Origin of the sequence: Paenarthrobacter sp. DKR-5 (genome assembly GCF_018531425.1) — a bacterium.
Lineage (GTDB): Bacteria > Actinomycetota > Actinomycetes > Actinomycetales > Micrococcaceae > DKR-5.
This window is the reverse complement of the sequence record NZ_JAHBOI010000004.1, coordinates 299,021-314,326: the sequence shown is the minus strand read 5'-3', so window position 1 is coordinate 314,326 and position 15,306 is coordinate 299,021. Positions and strand designations below refer to the sequence as shown.

Sequence of the window (15,306 nt, the reverse complement as noted above, 5' to 3'; positions counted from 1 at the left end):
TAACCAACGTCCTGACTCAGTACAACTAGGCCCGCTCCCCGCCGCCGTGCACGCGGCCCGGAATTGTCGGAGGCGGGTGCGACCATGTGGTTATGGACGACCCGGTGGTTTTGGTCGACGACGACGTCGACCATGGAGACGGCGGCTTGAGTTTCGCGCCAGTGAGTGCGGAGGAACGCGCGCTGGCCGCCCGGGTGCGCTCTGAGCAGTTCGACCTGCTCGCCGCCGACGCGAGCACCGGGACCGGATCCGAGGCGGACGCGGATCCATTCCTGGCGCTGGAACTGTTGACGATGCTGCCGGCGGACCGGCTCGGCTATGACCAGGCGCTCTCGGCGCTGCAGGCCGCCCAGCGGCTGGCCTCGTTCGCGGACGCGTGCCGGGCGGTCCTGATGCACGCGCTGTTGGCCGCCGCCAGCGATGACCCGGCGTCGGCGGCCTTCGTCCCGGACCCGGCCCTGGCGGCGTCACTGACGGTCACGGACATCGCCGCGGCCCTGGGCCTGCCCGAACGCACCGCCGGGGATCTGACCGTGCGCTCCGGTGAGCTCGTGCAGGACTTCCCCGCGACGCTGGCCGCCTTGGCGGCCGGGACGATCACCTGGACCAAAGCCGTCACCATCACCGAGAACGCGCACGGGCTGCCCGCGCACGCGAACAAAACCTACGAACGCGAACTGCTCACCGCCGCCGCGGCGGGCTGCACCCGTCCCCAGCTGGCAGCCCGCGCGCGCCGGTACCGGGAACAGCACCACCCCGAAGCCCTCACCCGCCGCCACCGGGCCGCGGTGGAGGACCGCCGGGTGTGCTTCGACCCGGCCCCGGACGGCATGGCCTGGCTGGCCGCCTACCTTCCCGCCGACACCGCCCTGGCGGCCTACCACCGGCTCCGGGCCGACGCCGCCGCCGCGAAAACCGAAGGCACCGCCGCCACCGGCGCCCAGCTCGAAGCCGACCTCTTCACCCGCCTCCTCCTGCACAACGACAGCACCGCCGGCCCCGGCCAGACCGGGAGCCGGGCAGGGGTGTCCCCGCGGGCGACCGTCTCGGTGACCGTGCCGCTGCTGACCCTGCTGGGCGCGGACATCCCCGCGGACCTGGACGGGTACGGGCCCATCCCCGCCGAAACCGCGCGCCGGCTCGCAGCCGGCTGCCCGTCCCTCTACCGGTTGCTCACCCACCCCGAGACCGGAGCGGTGCTCTCCGTCGGCCGCGACGCCTACACGGCCCCGAAATCCCTCGCCCGCTACCTCGCCCAGCGCGACGGGACCTGCCGCTTCCCCGGCTGCAACCGCGCCGTCCGCTCCTGCCAGCTGGACCACACCACCGAATGGCAGCACGGCGGCACCACCAGCGCCGGCAACTTGGCCCACTTGTGCCCCAAACACCATCGCTTCAAAACCATCGGCCGCTGGACCTACCGTCATCTCAACCACGGCACCCTCGAATGGACCTCACCCACCGGCCGCATCTACCTCACCCAGCCTCGAACCTGAACCGTCCTTCGCGGACAGTAGCGGGGGCCGTGCAACAGGCGTAGCGTGAAATGCGGGGGGGATGCCTACAGGGTCTCGGGCCCGCTCGGCCCCGACGTTAGGGAGCAGGACCATGCCTGACAAATCGCCTCACCGGCATCTGACGAAGAAGCCTGTGAAAACCATCAAGGAAAAGCGCGCGGACAAGCGTGCGAAGGGTGTTGCGGAGAACGCTCCGGACCCCGTCGCCCACATGAAGAAGCGCTCCTAGGGCACCGACGGTTCACCGCCTAGGCCAGGACGTCCTTGGTGGTGAACCGTCCGTACGCGAGCGCTCCGAACACCGCGACATAGCCCGCCTGAAGGGCGGCGTTCGCGGTGAACGAGTCCCAGGAAACGGGTTGCCGCAGCAGATCGGCGAAGTCCAGCCAGTAGTGGCTGAGCAGCCACGGATGCAGCCAGTCGAGCTGTGGCAACGCGTCGAGGACCTGGGACACCACAGCCGCTACCACCGTCGTCGCCATTGCCCCGACCGGCACGTCCGTCAACGTCGACATGAACAGGCCGAGGGCGGACAGGCCGAGCAGGGACACCGCGATGTAGAGGGCCACCAGCCACAGTCGTTGCACCGCTTCACCGACGCCAACGGTGTCGCCGGAGAGCAGGGTGACCGGACCGACCGGGAACAGTGCTGCTCCAATCGCCATACCGGCTCCGGCGACGGCGGCGGGCGCTGCAAGGCTGAAGGCCGCCGCCCCGGCATACTTCACCGCCAGCAGGCGCACCCTTCCCGCAGGAGCGACCAGCAGGTAGCGCAGCGTTCCCAGCCCCGCCTCCCCGGCGACGGTGTCCCCCGCCACGACGCCGACCGTCAAGGGCAGGAACAGCGGCGTGGACACCACCAGGGCCGTAACGCCCACGAAGAGGCCGTTCTGCGTGACCCGGTCCAGGAAGGGAGGTCCCTTTCCGGGTGCGGGCGCGCTTGAGGACAGCTTGACGGCGACGGCGATGAGCACCGGCACCGCGGCGAGCGCCAGGAGCATGGCCCAGGTGCGGCGCCGCCGGAAGAGCACGCCCAGCTCGGAGGCCAGCAGCCCCCACCCCGCGGAGGGCCGCCGGCCGCCGGCGGGCCTCCCGTCGGCGGCCTCAGCGCGCAACATCGAATCCCTCCCCTGTCAGCGCCACAAAGCGCTCCTCAAGGGTCGTGCCTTGGATGTCGAAGCCCCGGACCCGGACCCCGCCGCGCACCAGTTCGGCCGCGATGGTTTCCGGCAGGATTCCTTCCCCACCTCCGTCGGCCCCGTCCAGGGAAGCCCTCACCGCATCGTCGGGGCCGGGCGGCAGGAGGTCCAGGCGCAGCGTCCGCAGGACGGTCCTGGCCAGTTCGACGTCGGGAGTCCGCACAAGGACGCGCCGGCCGCTGCCCTCCCGCCGGAGCTGGTCCAGGGTGCCTTGGGCAACCAGCCGCCCGGCGCTCATGACCGCCGCGTGGGTGCAGATCTGCTCGACTTCCGCCAGCAAATGACTGGAGACGAAGACCGTCGTGCCTTCTTCGGCAAGCGACCGCACAAGGCTCCGCACCTCCCGCGTGCCCTGCGGGTCGAGCCCGTTGGTCGGTTCGTCAAGGACGAGCAGCTCGCGCGGAACCAGCAGGGCGTTGGCGATCCCGAGGCGCTGCTTCATGCCGAGCGAGTAAGCCCGCACCTTCTTGTCCGCGGCATGCGACAGGCCAACCCGCTCCAATGCCGCGCGGACCCTCGCTCTCCGGGTGGCCCGCGACGCATAGCGGTCAGCCGAGTCCAGCCGCGCAAGGTTCGCCGCGCCGGAAAGGAACGGGTAGAAGGCAGGTCCCTCGACCAAAGCGCCTACCCTCGGCAGCACGGTACGGACGTGGCGGGGCATCTCCTCCCCCAGCACACTGACCTCTCCGCTGCTCGCCGCGGCAAGCCCGAGCAACACCCGGATGGTCGTGGTTTTGCCCGACCCGTTCGGGCCCAGAAAACCGAAAACGGAGCCCCGCGGCACCGCGAGCCCGATGCCGTCGACGGCGGCGGCATGCCCGAACCGCTTCGTCAGGCCGCGGGTTTCGATCGCCAGTCCGGCGTCCGACGGCTGCTCCGTCACCGGCCGGCGGCAGCCGCTTGGAGCCGCTCCGGGGCAACGGAACCGGCCAGGACGCGCCCGTCATCCGTGAGCAGTACGTTCACAAGCGAGGTGGAAAGCAGCCGCCCTCCCGCCACCGGTCGGGACAGCTGTGACAGCACCCCGGACGAGGCGAAGCCGGCGGGCAACGAACCGGCGGGCAGCTCGGCGACGGCGTCCCAGCCTCTTCCGGACGTCTTCGCCTTCGCGCCCTTGGCGGCCGGGTGGGACGCCTTTGTGGAGGGCGCCGCCTGCGGAACCGTCTGCTGCTTCACGGTCGCGCCAGCCGGAGGCTCGAACCGGAACAGGTCCGCCGACGGGGTCTGGAAGCTCACGCTTTCGAAGGCGAGGCGGAAAGCCGGATCCTGCTGGCCGCGGGCCCGGACACTGACGCTGAGCGGCAGCCCGTTCCCCGCGTCGACTGCAACTGACGCCTGCCCAATGAGGGTGTCGGCGGCGCGCGGCGTGAGCATCAGGGTGTAGGCCTTCCGGCCCGCCACCTGGGTGTCGGGGCCGACCGACACCTCCGTGCTGCGGTCGGCAGCGGCTAGCAGGCGTTGTGCGAGCTCGGCGGGGGTGCCGGTCTGCGCCGGTGCAGGAACTTCGCGGCGGGAGGAAGCGGCAGGCAGGGTCAGATGCGAGGCAGTGTTGTCCTTGGATGTGTAGAACCAGAGCTGGTTTCCGCTGCGGACGACGTCGCGTTCCGCCAGCCTGTCCATCACCTGCAGACGGACCTTGGAGGGGCCGCCGAGGTAGATCCGCGCCGTGTGCGAACCGGTTAACAACTCAAGCGCGGAGGCCGCCCCTGCGTTCGCGCCCGGCCCGGTGGCGGGCAGCTCGGGCAGTCCGAGGTCGGACGTCTGCTCCAGCGTCCCCGAAAGAGTGTCGACTTTGCTAGCGGCGATCATCTCAATGAGCTGCGCCGGGGTCTTGGCCGGGAGGTCGGCCGTGTTTGCCTGAAAAGCGCTCACAGCGGTACCCGCCGCCAGTACCGCAGGAACCACTGCTGCCGGCATCCACCGCTTCCAGGTCCGGTTCATGTCCGGCTCATTCCGCCGTCGGAATCCATAGTTCAAGGGTACGCCTGATAATGGGACGGTGAGCATTTCTTTCGGACCGCCGGGCCCTTCCGACCGCTGCCCCTGCCTCAGCGGGGACAGCTACGGGTCCTGCTGCGCCCGGTACCATCGCGGCGAGGCTGCGGCACCCACCGCGGAGGCGCTGATGCGCTCGCGGTACTCCGCTTTCGCCGCGAACGACGGCGGGTACCTGCTCCGCACCTGGCACTCCAGCACCAGACCCGCCGGACTGGATCTGGACCCGCAGACGCACTGGCGCCGGCTCGACATCCTCGGCACGGTGCGCGGCGGCTTCCTCGACGCCGACGGCGTGGTCGAGTTCCGCGCCTACAGCCGGCGCGACGACGTCACCTCGGTGCTGCACGAAACCAGCAGCTTCGTCCGCGAAGACGGACGCTGGGTCTACCTGGAGGCGAAGCACCTCGAGCTCTCCTGACGCGGGGCGCGCCAAGGCAACCGGCATTCCCCCACTGCCCGCTCCCCCTAGACTCGGACATGAGCCAAACGAAAGGTCCACCGTGCCACAGCTGAGCGTGCTGATTCCCGTCAAGGACGGGATGCCGTACCTGAAGTCAACCGTGTCCAGCACCCTTCGGGCGATGCCGCGGGACGCCGAGCTTCTTGTCCTTGATGACGGCAGCACGGACGGGACCGGTACGTTCCTTGCCTCCGTGCGCGACAAGCGCCTCAGGGTCTTCAGAAATGAGCAACCGGCCGGCGTCGCGGCGGCGTCGACGGCGCTCCTCTCGCATGCCAGTGGCGAACACGTGGCCCGCATTGACGGAGACGACATCTGCCTTCCGTGGAGGTTCACCGTTCAGCGCCGCGCCCTCGAAGGCGTCGACATGGTCTTCTCGCAGGCCTTGATGATCAATGCCAAGAACGTGCCGTACAGGCCACACTTGGAGCCGGGAATCTCTCCCGAGGCGATGCCGCTGCACCTGCTGATGACAAACGTGCTGATGAACCCGACAATGTATGCCGCCCGCTCGGCGCTGGAGTCCCTCGGCGGCTACCAGCCGACTCCTGCCGAGGACTACGACTTGTGGCTTCGCGCAGCGGCTGCCGGGCTGCGCATGCTTCGTATCCCGTGGCTTCCCACCATCGCCTACCGTCGCCACCAGACCCAGCTCAGCCAGAGACGGGCCTGGTCCGACGAAAACGGAGACAGGATCCTGGCCGACTCCTTCGGCAAGCTTGCGGCGGACCGGATCGGTTTCCATGGGTCGGCGTCCACGATCCTATACAACCGGCCCGCGCCGGGGAAGCCCTACCCGGAGGATCCCGATGTCGCCGACTTCGCCCGGTGCATGATGGAAGCGGCCAGCCGGCTGGGCAAGCGCGACCGCCACGGCGTGGAAGCGCGTCTAAGGGCCAGTTACCGACTCTGAGAATACTGGTCCCAGTCGTCCAGCAGATTGACAAGGTGGGGCACCGCGTTGTCGAGGGCGTCCACTGAGTTGTAGCAGGGGTCACTCGTTAGGTCCTGGCAGGTTTGGTCAGTCTTTGACTTCGCTACCGGGTCCAGCGCCTTCAACGTGCGAGCCACCAGCGCCTTGATCTCGGCCGGCGGTGTGTGCAGGGCTTGGAGCTCTTCCTCCGCCGCCCGCGCGGTGGCGGCCACCGTCTGCGCATTCTTCGTGCAGGCGGTCGCCTTGGCGAAATCATCGGGATTCACTCCCTCGCCTGCCTTGTTGCAGCCGTCGAGGTTGGAGTCATAATCACGCCAAATCGGCGCCTCCCTCGATATGACGGCGGCAAACTGATCCGTGGTGGCCGCCGTTGCCGACGCTGCGGCAGGCGACCGGTCCGAAGCCGGCGTCCTCCCGCCCGCGGGGGATCCGCATCCCGCCAGCAGCAGCGGGACAAGAACGAGTCCGGGCAGAATTTTCTTCATCGTTCCCCCTGACAGGCCGTGCCTGCGGTGCTCATGTCCGTCATCGGTTCACATGATGCCAGCGGATGGGTCAGCGCGACAGGGTAGAAGGCTCTTGACGTGGTAGCGAAAACAGGTAGTGCGCGGAAAAACGGTCCCCGGACACAGCAAGAGCCCTGGGAATCCAAGGCTCTTGCTGTGTCTGGGGAGTGGAGATGGGGGGAATTGAACCCCCGTCCGATGTCGTGTTGTCAGGGCTTCTCCGGGCGCAGTTTGCGTCGGTTTTTCTCAGCTCCAGCAATCATGCAAACAAGTTGCTGCCAAGCTCAGTCACATAAAAGTCCCCTAAACCCCTGCGACGAGGGTTTAGAGCAGTGGCCCTCTAAATGACGCCAGGATCCGGGTCGAGAGCATACCCGGTCTGACGGACTCGTTCGCTACTTAGGCAGCGAGAGCGAAGTCAGTGCGCGTAGATTTGGCACTTATTGGTTTACAGAGAGCGTTAACGAGATAACTCTGTATCCTCGGCCCGCTTCACCTGTCGCGACAAACATCGTCGAAACCTGTCATCCCCTTATGGTGTTATCAAAATCCCGAGGCGCCGGTTTCCCGGTTCCGTCGAGACATCCAGTCTAACGCACGAGGTGATGGATGTATTCCTACCCGCTGCCGGCGGAAGGTAGACACCGCACCGCCGATGGGTCAAGACTAAGGGAGTCAAGAAGTTTGGCAACCGAAGCACCTCACAGTTGATGGAGGCCCTCGTGAAGCCCTCAACAGCGCGCCGCACGGGAGTCCTGGCGGCAGCATGCCTCACCGCCTTGTTCTGCCAAACCGGTCCAGCCTCGGCTGCTCCCCCTGCGCCTTCCGCCGCTCCCGCCACCACTTCCTCCGCAGCCCCGGCCCCGCTGCCGTCAGCCGCCGCGGATCCCGTTGCCCACCTGCTCAGCGAGGCCCAGAGCGGCAATGCCCCTGAGAGATATTGGACGCCGCAGCGGATGAGAGCCGCCCGCGACGCCTCGGACTTGGTCGCGGCAGCACCGCGGCTGAACAGCGCGTCCGCCGACGTCGCCGGGGCGCTCCCCACGGCCGTCGAGCCGGTGGCCCCGGTGCCGGTTTCTTCCGCCGTCCGTACAGCGCCCGCCTCCCAGGTGTCCGTCTCCGACCCTGCCGCGGCAGCCCTGCGCCGGGCACCGGTGCGGACCATCGGCAAGGTGTTCTTCACGATGAACGGCGGCGACTACGTCTGTTCGGCCAACTCCGTCGCCGCGGGCAACCGCAACACCGTAAGCACCGCCGGCCACTGCGCCAAGGACATGAACGGCGGCGCCTATGCCACGAACTTCGCGTTCGCTCCGGGCTACAGCAACGGGTCGGCCCCCTACGGCTTGTGGAGCGCCAGGGCCATCGTGACCACCTCCGGCTGGGCGTCCTCCGGGGACATCAACGTGGACACCGCTTTCGTGGTCGTCAACCGGCTCAAGGGAAGGAACCTCGCCGACGTCGTCGGCGGGTCCGGTGTCGCCTTCAACCAGCCGCGCGGCCTGACCTACTCTGCCTTCGGCTATCCGGCGGCGCCCCCCTTCAGCGGCCAGTCCCTGTACTCCTGCGGCGGCAGGGCCAAAGCCGACACCTATGAGGGCAGCCAGTCCCAAGGCATCCCCTGCTCGCTCAACGGAGGTTCCTCCGGCGGTCCCTGGTTCATCGGTTCCGGGTCGGGGGGCTACCAGAACTCAGTCAACAGCTTCGGGTACTCGGCGGTGAAGAACACCATGTTCGGTCCGTACTGGGGAACGCAGGTGCAGCAGGCCTATGCCCGCGCCTCAGCTTCCTGACCCGCCGCAGCCGGCGGACGGATACGGCGAGGAGCAGCACGATCCCCGGGAACCAGTTGTCCATGAGACGGGCCAGACCGGGGAGGATGCCGCTGCGTACTGGACGCGGCGACGCCGGGACGAGGCCTCGCCGCGGCACCTGACCGATCCGGACAGGCAAACCCTGCAAGCCCGGGAGCCCGGCGCAACGGAGGATGAGCGGCCCGGGTCCAGCAACTGATCAGCGGGCGAGGTTCTTCTCACGCATCGCGCGCAGGGCCTCGCGCGTGTCCTGCTTCTCACGCAGGCTTTGACGCTTGTCGTAGTCCTTCTTACCCCGCGCAATGGCGATTTCCACCTTGGCGCGGCCATCCAGGAAGTACAGCTGCAGCGGGACGATCGTGAAGCCGGACTCGCGGATCTTGTGCGAGATCTTCGTCAGCTCGTCGCGGTGCAGCAGCAGCTTCCGCCGGCGTCGGGACGAGTGGTTGGTCCAGCTGCCCTGCATGTACTCCGGAATGTGGATGCCCTCGAGCCACAGTTCGTCGTTGTAGAAGGTCGCAAAACCGTCCACCAAGGACGCCCGGCCTTCCCGCAGGGACTTCACCTCGGTGCCCATCAGCACCAGGCCTGCCTCGTAGGTATCCAGGATGTGGTAGTCATGCCGGGCCTTCCGATTGGTGGCCACAACCTTCCGGCCACTCTCTTTCGGCACGGTCGAACTCCTTCTGGCTAGATAGAAAGAACTATTCTACGCCACCGCGTCAGAGCAGGGTCATCGGGTCCACCGGCGAACCGTTCAGCCACGTCTCAAAGTGCGCGTGGCAGCCCGTCGAGTTGCCCGTGCTGCCGCTGACGGCTATCTGCTGGCCTTGGTCGACGTGCTGGCCCGGCGAGACGAGCACGCGCGTGTTGTGGTAGTAGACCGTGGTCAGCGCGTTGCCTTGGATGACGCCGTGGTTGATCATCACGGTGAAGCCGCCGCCCAGGTTGGTCCAGCCGCCCACGGTGACCGTTCCCGCCGCTGCGGCGTAGACAGGCGTTCCGCAGGTGGCGCCGAAGTCGACGCCGGTGTGCATGTAGCCGCCGGTGCCGTAGAAGTCGATGGTGCCGGGCGGCGTCAGCCGGTAGCCGAACCCGGAGGTGATCGGAATGTCCCCGGCGAACGGGTGCCGCAAACCAAAGGCGGACGGGTTCCCGGCCGGCGGCGGGGTGTAGTTGTTCTGGCCCGCGGCTGCCGCGGCACGGCGCTGGGCCGCCAGCCAGGCCTCCCTGGCCTTGCGCTGCTGCTCGGCGATCTGCGCCGCCACCTGAGCCTGTTGTTTCTTGACCGAGGCGAGCTCAGCCTGGATCTGGGGCTTCCGGGCCTGCAGCTGGGAATTGAGCTTCCTGGTCTTGGCGATCAGCGCGTCAACGGCCGCCTTCTTTGCCTCGGCTTCGCTGCGGGCGACCTTTTCGCGGGCCAGCGCGGCGTCGGCCTTGGCTTTGAGGTCCTTGATCTCGGACTCGACAGCCTGCAGGCGTGCCTGCGAGTTGACGTTCGTGGCGTTCTGCTGGGTCAGCTTTTCCATCGCCGCGTTCTGCGTGCGCAGCGCCTGGTCCGCCATGTCGAATGTGCCGGCCAGGTCCTTGGCGTCCTTGGTGCCGAAGATCAAAGACAGGTCCGCGGGCACCCCACCGCTCTTGTAGGCCTGGGTGGCGATCTGGCCGATCATCTTCTTTGTCTCGGACATCCTGCTGCGGTCCGCGTCGATCTGCTGGTTGATCTTCGCCTTCGTCTGCTCGGCCAGGTCAACCCGGGCCGCCAGGGCGTCGACCTCCTGGCTGGCGCTGGCGACGCGCGCCTCGGCGTCGGCGAGGGCGCGCTGGGCTCCCGGAAGCTGGCCTTGGTAGAGGGTGAGGTCCGCCGCGGACCGGGCGATGCCGGCGTCGACGAATTCCAGCGAGTCAGCCACCTGGGCAGCCTGCTGGCGCAGGGCGTCCTGCTGGTCGGAAAGGTCGTCAGCCTGGACCGGGGTGGCAGCCAGCAGCCCCAGCGACAGACTGAAGCACGTGACCGCGCTGAAGACCGACAGGCCCTTCAGCCGGCGCTTGCCGTCCGCCCCCCGGCGGATGAACTCGCTCATGCGTATTCCTTTGTTCGAGACCCGCGAAAAACGTAAGACAGATCAGACTTTGAGGTAGCGCCTCAGGGTCAGCAGCGACGAGACGCCGGCCAGCACGACGCCGAGGCCGATGAGTAGCGGAGACACCAGCAGCACCTGGCTGGAGGATATGAATGGCGTGTCCTTGAACTGCTGCGCCAGGGTGTCCCCCACGAAGAAGCGCAGCACCGCCCACAAGGTCACCGATGCCAGGACCGCGCCGACGACGGCGGCAATCACGCCCTCCAGGATGAAGGGCAACTGGATCACCATCTTCGAGGCGCCCACCAGGCGCATGATTCCCGTCTCCCTGCGTCTGCTGAACGCCGAGAGCCTGATCGTCGTCGCGATCAGCAGGATCGCGCAGATGATCATCACGCCCGCGATCCCGACCGCGACCAGGGAGGCCCCGTTCATGAAGGTGAAGAGTTTCTCCAGCAGCTGCCGCTGGTCCACCACCGTGTCCACCCCGGGGGTCGAGGAGAAGGTCTCGTTGATGATCGGGTACTTCTCCGGGTTCACCAGGTTGATCCGGAAGGACTCGGGCAGCTGGTCAGCCGACACGGAGTCCACGATCGGGGAGTTCGCGAACTGCTCCTTGAAGTGCTTGAGCGCGTCGGCCTGCGACTCGTACTGGTAGTTGGCCACGTACTGGGAAACGGCCGGGGACTTCAGCATCGCCTCGATGTTGGCGCGCTGCTCCTTGGTCACCGGGCCGGACGCGCAGGAGGGGGCCGTGGAGTTGCTGACGCAGAGGAAGACGGCCACCTGGACCTTGTCGTACCAGAAGCCCTTCATCTGCTGGATCTGCAGCTGCAGCAGGCCCGCCGCTCCCACGAAGGTGAGCGAGACGAAGGTGACCAGGATGACCGAAACCACCATGGAGAGGTTGCGGCGCAGGCCGCCCCCGATTTCGCTGAGAATGAAGGCCAGTCTCATCGTCCGGCCTCCTTCACGGCCGGAATCATCGAGGTGTAGAGCGCGCGGGCCTCGTCACGCACGACGGTGCCGCCGCGCAGTTCAATCACGCGCTTGCGCATGGAGTTGACGATGTCGTCGTCGTGAGTTGCCATCACCACGGTGGTGCCGTTCTGGTTGATTTTGTCCAGCACGCTCATGATGCCCTGCGAGGTGGTCGGGTCAAGGTTGCCGGTCGGCTCGTCGGCCAGCAGGATCCCGGGCTTGTTGACGACGGCGCGGGCGATCGCCACGCGCTGCTGCTCGCCGCCGGAGAGCTCGTGCGGCATGCGGTGGCCCTTGCCTTCGAGGCCGACCGTCTTGAGCACCTCGGGAACCGTCTCCCGGATGATGCCGCGGCTGCGCCCGATCACCTGCATCGCGAAGGCCACGTTGGCGAACACCGTCTTGTTGGGCAGCAGGCGGAAGTCCTGAAAGACGACGCCGATCCCCCGGCGCAACCGCGGAACGCGCCAGCTGGAGATGTTGGCCACGTTCTGCCCGGCTACGTAGACGGTGCCGCGGGTGGCCTTGTCCTCCTTGAGGACAAGGCGCAGGAAGGTGGACTTGCCTGACCCGGAGGCACCGACCAGGAATGCGAACTCCCCGCGTTCGATTTCCAGGCTTACGGAATCCAGCGCAGGCCGCGCCGTCTGGTCATAGACCTTGGTCACATTATCGAAACGAATCATGGCTTTCCATGCCCGTCCGACAAGGAGCCGGGCGTCGGGGGACGGGCGCATTTGCTTGGGGGCAAGACCTCCGGCCCTTCGACTATAGGCACGGAGACAGGGGCAGTTGGGGCACCTGCGCGGGCGTGTCCCCCAAAGAAGCGGCTATTCGGCGGCGTTGCGCGCTTCGGCGCGCCAGCGGATGCCGGCGTCGATGAAGTCGTCGATGTCGCCGTCGAGCACGGCCGAGGTGTTCCCCACCTCGTGCTCAGTGCGCAGGTCCTTGACCATCTGGTACGGGTTGAGCACGTACGAGCGCATCTGGTCACCCCAGGACGCCTTCACGTCCCCGGCGAGCGCCTTCTTCTCGGCGTCCTCCTGCTCCTTCTTCAGCAGCAGCAGGCGGGACTGGAGCACGCGCATGGCAGCGGCCCGGTTCTGGATCTGGGACTTCTCGTTCTGCATCGACACGACGATGCCGGTGGGAAGGTGGGTCAGGCGCACCGCCGAGTCGGTGGTGTTCACGGACTGGCCGCCCGGGCCGGAGGAACGGAACACATCGACGCGGATCTCGTTGTCCGGGATCTCGATGGAGTCCGTCTGCTCGATCAGCGGGATGACCTCGACGGCGGCGAAGGAGGTCTGCCGGCGGCCCTGGTTGTCGAACGGGCTGATCCGCACCAGGCGGTGCGTGCCGGCCTCGACGCTGAGCGTGCCGAAGGCGTACGGCGCCTTGACTTCGAAGGTCGCCGACTTCAGGCCCGCTTCTTCGGCGTACGAGGTGTCCAGCACCGACGTCGGATAGCCGTGGCGCTCGGCCCAGCGCAGGTACATGCGAAGCAGCATCTCCGCGAAGTCCGCCGCATCGACGCCGCCGGCGCCGGACCTGATGGTTACCACGGCCTCGCGCTCGTCGTACTCGCCGGACAGCAGCGTGACCACTTCGAGTTCTTCCAGCGCCTTGCGCACCGAGGCGAGTTCCTTGGCGGCCTCCTCCATCGAGTCGGCGTCGTGCTCGTCCTGGCCGAGCTCCACCAGCACCTCGAGGTCATCGATCCGCGCTGCCAGCTTTTCCAGCCGTTCCAGCTCGGACTGCCGGTGTGAGAGCCGGGAGGTCACCACCTGCGCGGCAGCCGGGTCGTCCCACAGGTTAGGCACTCCGGCCTGTTCACTCAGGTCCGCGATCTCGGCCCGGAGAGCCTCGACGTCGGAGACCTTTTCGATAGAGCTGTAAGTGGCCCGAAGGGCGCGGATTTCTGCGGGAAAGTCAATCTCAGCCATGGTGTTTCCAGACTACGCCATGCACGCCATGGCCTATGGTTGTCCGCATGCGGACTCTCAGCCATGTGGCCTCCGGTGCTGGTCGACGCCTTCGCAGGCTGCTGGGCCAGCCAGTCCGCCCCCCGCACGAGGATGCGGGCAGCGTCTGGTCACCCATCACGTTCGAGGAACACGAGCGTTTCCGTCCCTTTGACCTTCTGCCGGACGCGGGGGTGTTCCACGACGAGGATGACGTGGATACCGGTGAGCGCCGGTATCTGGACCACGCCCTGCAGGCGCCGTACCTGACCGTCGAGCTCACCCCGAACGCCAGCCCCGCGTTCTCCGCTGCGGGCGTGGCCTGCTCCTCCGGAACCGTCGAGGCGGAGTACGACCCCGGGGCCGGCACCGCCCGGATCACCTTCGACGCCGGTCACGGGCCCGTGCAGCTGGCCGCGACTGCCCTCAAGGGGCCCTGGGGGCGGCTGGCTGTGACCTTCACGGAGAACGTCGTCGTTCTCTGGCGTGAGGGCCCGGCGGGCTGGGAGGTCCTGCTCAAGCACGCCCTCGACCGTGACAAGACCGTCGACCTGCGGACAACCGGTGAAATCACAGGTTCCCGGCTCTACTGCCGGGGTGGTTTCCGCAGGGTGCGTGCGGGCTACTTCGGCTACCTCGGGCTGCGTGACCCCCAGCTGATCCGCCACCCCGAGGGCGAGCCTGTCCGGCGTGACGGGAGGGTGTGGATCACGGCGACCTGTGCCGGGCCGGGGTTCTTCCCCGCCGCTCACTGGGCTGTTTTTTCCTTCCCGGCGGAGGACCCGAATGACCTGCGGCTCGAAAGCCACTTGTTCTTCGAACGGGACGGACTCAGGCTCGGCGACCACGCCGGGTTCATCCTGCACGACGGTGGTTCCGCGCTTCTCGGAGTGAGCTCGTGGGGCGACTTCGCGGAGAACGCGCACATCCGGCGGGCCTCCTCCCAGCGGGACCTCCTCACCGGCGTCCACGTCCTCGAATCCCAGCGGTGGGAGCTCCCGACCGAGCACGACAGCTGGGACCCGTCCATGCTGCTGCACGACGGCAAATGGTGGCTAGGGCTCGTCGAGTGCACCGGGTACAAGCCACGCTTCACCTTCCGGCCCGCCCTGGCGGCAACCCAGGTTGGCGCCGGCTGGGATTCGCCCCTGGCCTACATCGGCGCCGACAAGGTGCACCAGCAGACCGAAGGGACCCTACTCACCCTGCACGCCGGAACACTGAATCTGCTCGCCAGCGACGGGGATGCCCGCGACTATCCCGTGTACGACCCCGAAATGAACAGGATCGACACCCTGCACGCGCCTTATCCGACCAATATTCCGCACCCGTTGGTGATCGACGTCGGGGGCAACCCGTTCATCCTGACCTTCGACGGCACACCGGTGAGCGGGAAGGAACTGGGATACGGCACACACGGGGACGTGATCATTCTGCGGCCGACGGCCGAACAAGCCTAGGAGTATCTCAGGCTCAGGAGCATCGTCCTGAGCTGCGCGTATTGTCCGATGCCCATCCAGGCTTTGGCAGCGGCCGGGGAAGCAAAGGCTGGACTGCGGGATTGGTCTCCCAAGGAGACCCGTGCAGCCATGATTCCGTTGGGCAGGCTCAGCTGGTTTGTGCCGGAAGAGTTGGTCGTTGCCAGGAACTCCTTGGCGCTGCGGACGTCCATGAAGTAATAAGGCGACCCGCCGGCCGCAGGGTACGGCGGCGTCCGAGATGACTGCCTCGAAGGAGGTCTTCCGGGCTTCCGCGCTGAGGGCCGGGCCCGGTCTGAGCTTGACGTGCCATTGGCCGGGGCAGGTGAAGGAAATGTGGCGGTCCGGGAAAGTGAACGTATGAAGTGCCG

The 15,306-nt window shown here is 67.4% G+C and carries 16 protein-coding genes and 1 other RNA gene; 6 read left to right on the top strand and 11 right to left on the bottom strand.

Annotated elements, in window-relative coordinates; translation table 11 throughout:
* Positions 1–92: 92 nt before the first annotated feature.
* The gene (locus tag KIH31_RS10655) at positions 93–1,496 is read left to right on the top strand and encodes an HNH endonuclease signature motif containing protein (protein ID WP_214427090.1); all 1,404 of its coding nucleotides are present in this window, start codon (positions 93–95) and stop codon (positions 1,494–1,496) included.
* Between the two features lie 112 nt (positions 1,497–1,608).
* Positions 1,609–1,746 carry a hypothetical protein gene (locus KIH31_RS10650; RefSeq protein ID WP_214427089.1) on the top strand — a complete coding sequence of 46 codons (138 nt, stop codon included), beginning with the start codon at positions 1,609–1,611 and terminating at the stop codon, positions 1,744–1,746.
* A gap of 19 nt (positions 1,747–1,765) precedes the next feature.
* Here the strand turns inward: KIH31_RS10650 and KIH31_RS10645 are convergent, their stop codons facing one another.
* From KIH31_RS10645 to KIH31_RS10635, 3 genes are read right to left on the bottom strand one after another with little or no spacing between them, the layout of a single operon-like run.
* Positions 1,766–2,635 (bottom strand): ABC transporter permease, encoded by an 870-nt coding sequence (locus tag KIH31_RS10645; protein ID WP_214427088.1) that lies wholly within the window; start codon positions 2,633–2,635, stop codon positions 1,766–1,768.
* On the bottom strand, positions 2,622–3,599 hold the full coding sequence (locus KIH31_RS10640) for an ABC transporter ATP-binding protein (protein ID WP_214427087.1): 978 nt from the start codon (positions 3,597–3,599) through the stop codon (positions 2,622–2,624). Before KIH31_RS10640 ends, KIH31_RS10645 begins: the two co-directional genes overlap by 14 nt.
* A complete protein-coding gene (locus KIH31_RS10635; RefSeq protein ID WP_214427086.1) occupies positions 3,596–4,657 on the bottom strand; it encodes a hypothetical protein in 1,062 nt (353 codons plus the stop codon). The genes KIH31_RS10640 and KIH31_RS10635 overlap by 4 nt, the downstream gene beginning before the upstream one ends.
* Before the next feature lie 58 nt (positions 4,658–4,715).
* Between KIH31_RS10635 and KIH31_RS10630 the strand changes: the two genes are divergently transcribed.
* Complete coding sequence (locus tag KIH31_RS10630; RefSeq protein ID WP_307857619.1) at positions 4,716–5,132, top strand: YchJ family metal-binding protein; 417 nt, start codon at positions 4,716–4,718, stop codon at positions 5,130–5,132.
* Positions 5,133–5,214: 82 nt separating this feature from the next.
* A complete protein-coding gene (locus KIH31_RS10625) occupies positions 5,215–6,087 on the top strand; it encodes a glycosyltransferase family 2 protein (protein WP_214427085.1) in 873 nt (290 codons plus the stop codon).
* On the opposite strand, the gene KIH31_RS10620 is transcribed toward KIH31_RS10625, so the two are convergent.
* Positions 6,075–6,593 (bottom strand): hypothetical protein, encoded by a 519-nt coding sequence (locus tag KIH31_RS10620; protein WP_214427084.1) that lies wholly within the window; start codon positions 6,591–6,593, stop codon positions 6,075–6,077. The two genes, KIH31_RS10625 and KIH31_RS10620, sit on opposite strands and share 13 nt — an antisense overlap.
* Positions 6,594–6,779: 186 nt before the next feature.
* Positions 6,780–7,146: a transfer-messenger RNA gene (gene ssrA, locus KIH31_RS10615) on the bottom strand.
* Between the two features lie 190 nt (positions 7,147–7,336).
* Here ssrA and KIH31_RS10610 point away from each other — a divergent pair.
* Positions 7,337–8,407, top strand: a complete 1,071-nt coding sequence (locus tag KIH31_RS10610) for a hypothetical protein (protein WP_307857618.1) — start codon at positions 7,337–7,339, stop codon at positions 8,405–8,407.
* A 220-nt stretch (positions 8,408–8,627) separates the two neighbouring features.
* Here KIH31_RS10610 and smpB read toward each other — a convergent pair whose 3' ends face one another.
* The 5 genes from smpB to prfB form a co-directional block, all read right to left on the bottom strand.
* Positions 8,628–9,101, bottom strand: coding sequence for an SsrA-binding protein SmpB (gene smpB, locus KIH31_RS10605; RefSeq protein WP_214427082.1), 474 nt, complete (start codon positions 9,099–9,101; stop codon positions 8,628–8,630).
* A 49-nt stretch (positions 9,102–9,150) separates the two neighbouring features.
* A complete protein-coding gene (locus tag KIH31_RS10600; RefSeq protein WP_214427081.1) occupies positions 9,151–10,512 on the bottom strand; it encodes a M23 family metallopeptidase in 1,362 nt (453 codons plus the stop codon).
* A gap of 42 nt (positions 10,513–10,554) precedes the next feature.
* Complete coding sequence (gene ftsX / locus KIH31_RS10595) at positions 10,555–11,469, bottom strand: permease-like cell division protein FtsX (protein ID WP_214427080.1); 915 nt, start codon at positions 11,467–11,469, stop codon at positions 10,555–10,557.
* Positions 11,466–12,179, bottom strand: coding sequence for a cell division ATP-binding protein FtsE (gene ftsE, locus KIH31_RS10590; protein ID WP_214427079.1), 714 nt, complete (start codon positions 12,177–12,179; stop codon positions 11,466–11,468). The genes ftsX and ftsE overlap by 4 nt, the downstream gene beginning before the upstream one ends.
* A gap of 144 nt (positions 12,180–12,323) precedes the next feature.
* The gene (gene prfB / locus KIH31_RS10585; protein WP_214427078.1) at positions 12,324–13,439 is read right to left on the bottom strand and encodes a peptide chain release factor 2; all 1,116 of its coding nucleotides are present in this window, start codon (positions 13,437–13,439) and stop codon (positions 12,324–12,326) included.
* 47 nt (positions 13,440–13,486) lie between these two features.
* Here prfB and KIH31_RS10580 point away from each other — a divergent pair, with 47 nt between their 5' ends.
* Positions 13,487–14,917, top strand: coding sequence for a hypothetical protein (locus tag KIH31_RS10580; protein WP_214427077.1), 1,431 nt, complete (start codon positions 13,487–13,489; stop codon positions 14,915–14,917).
* On the opposite strand, the gene KIH31_RS10575 is transcribed toward KIH31_RS10580, so the two are convergent.
* Positions 14,914–15,129, bottom strand: coding sequence for a hypothetical protein (locus tag KIH31_RS10575; RefSeq protein WP_214427076.1), 216 nt, complete (start codon positions 15,127–15,129; stop codon positions 14,914–14,916). The genes KIH31_RS10580 and KIH31_RS10575 overlap by 4 nt on opposite strands.
* Positions 15,130–15,306 lie beyond the last annotated feature (177 nt).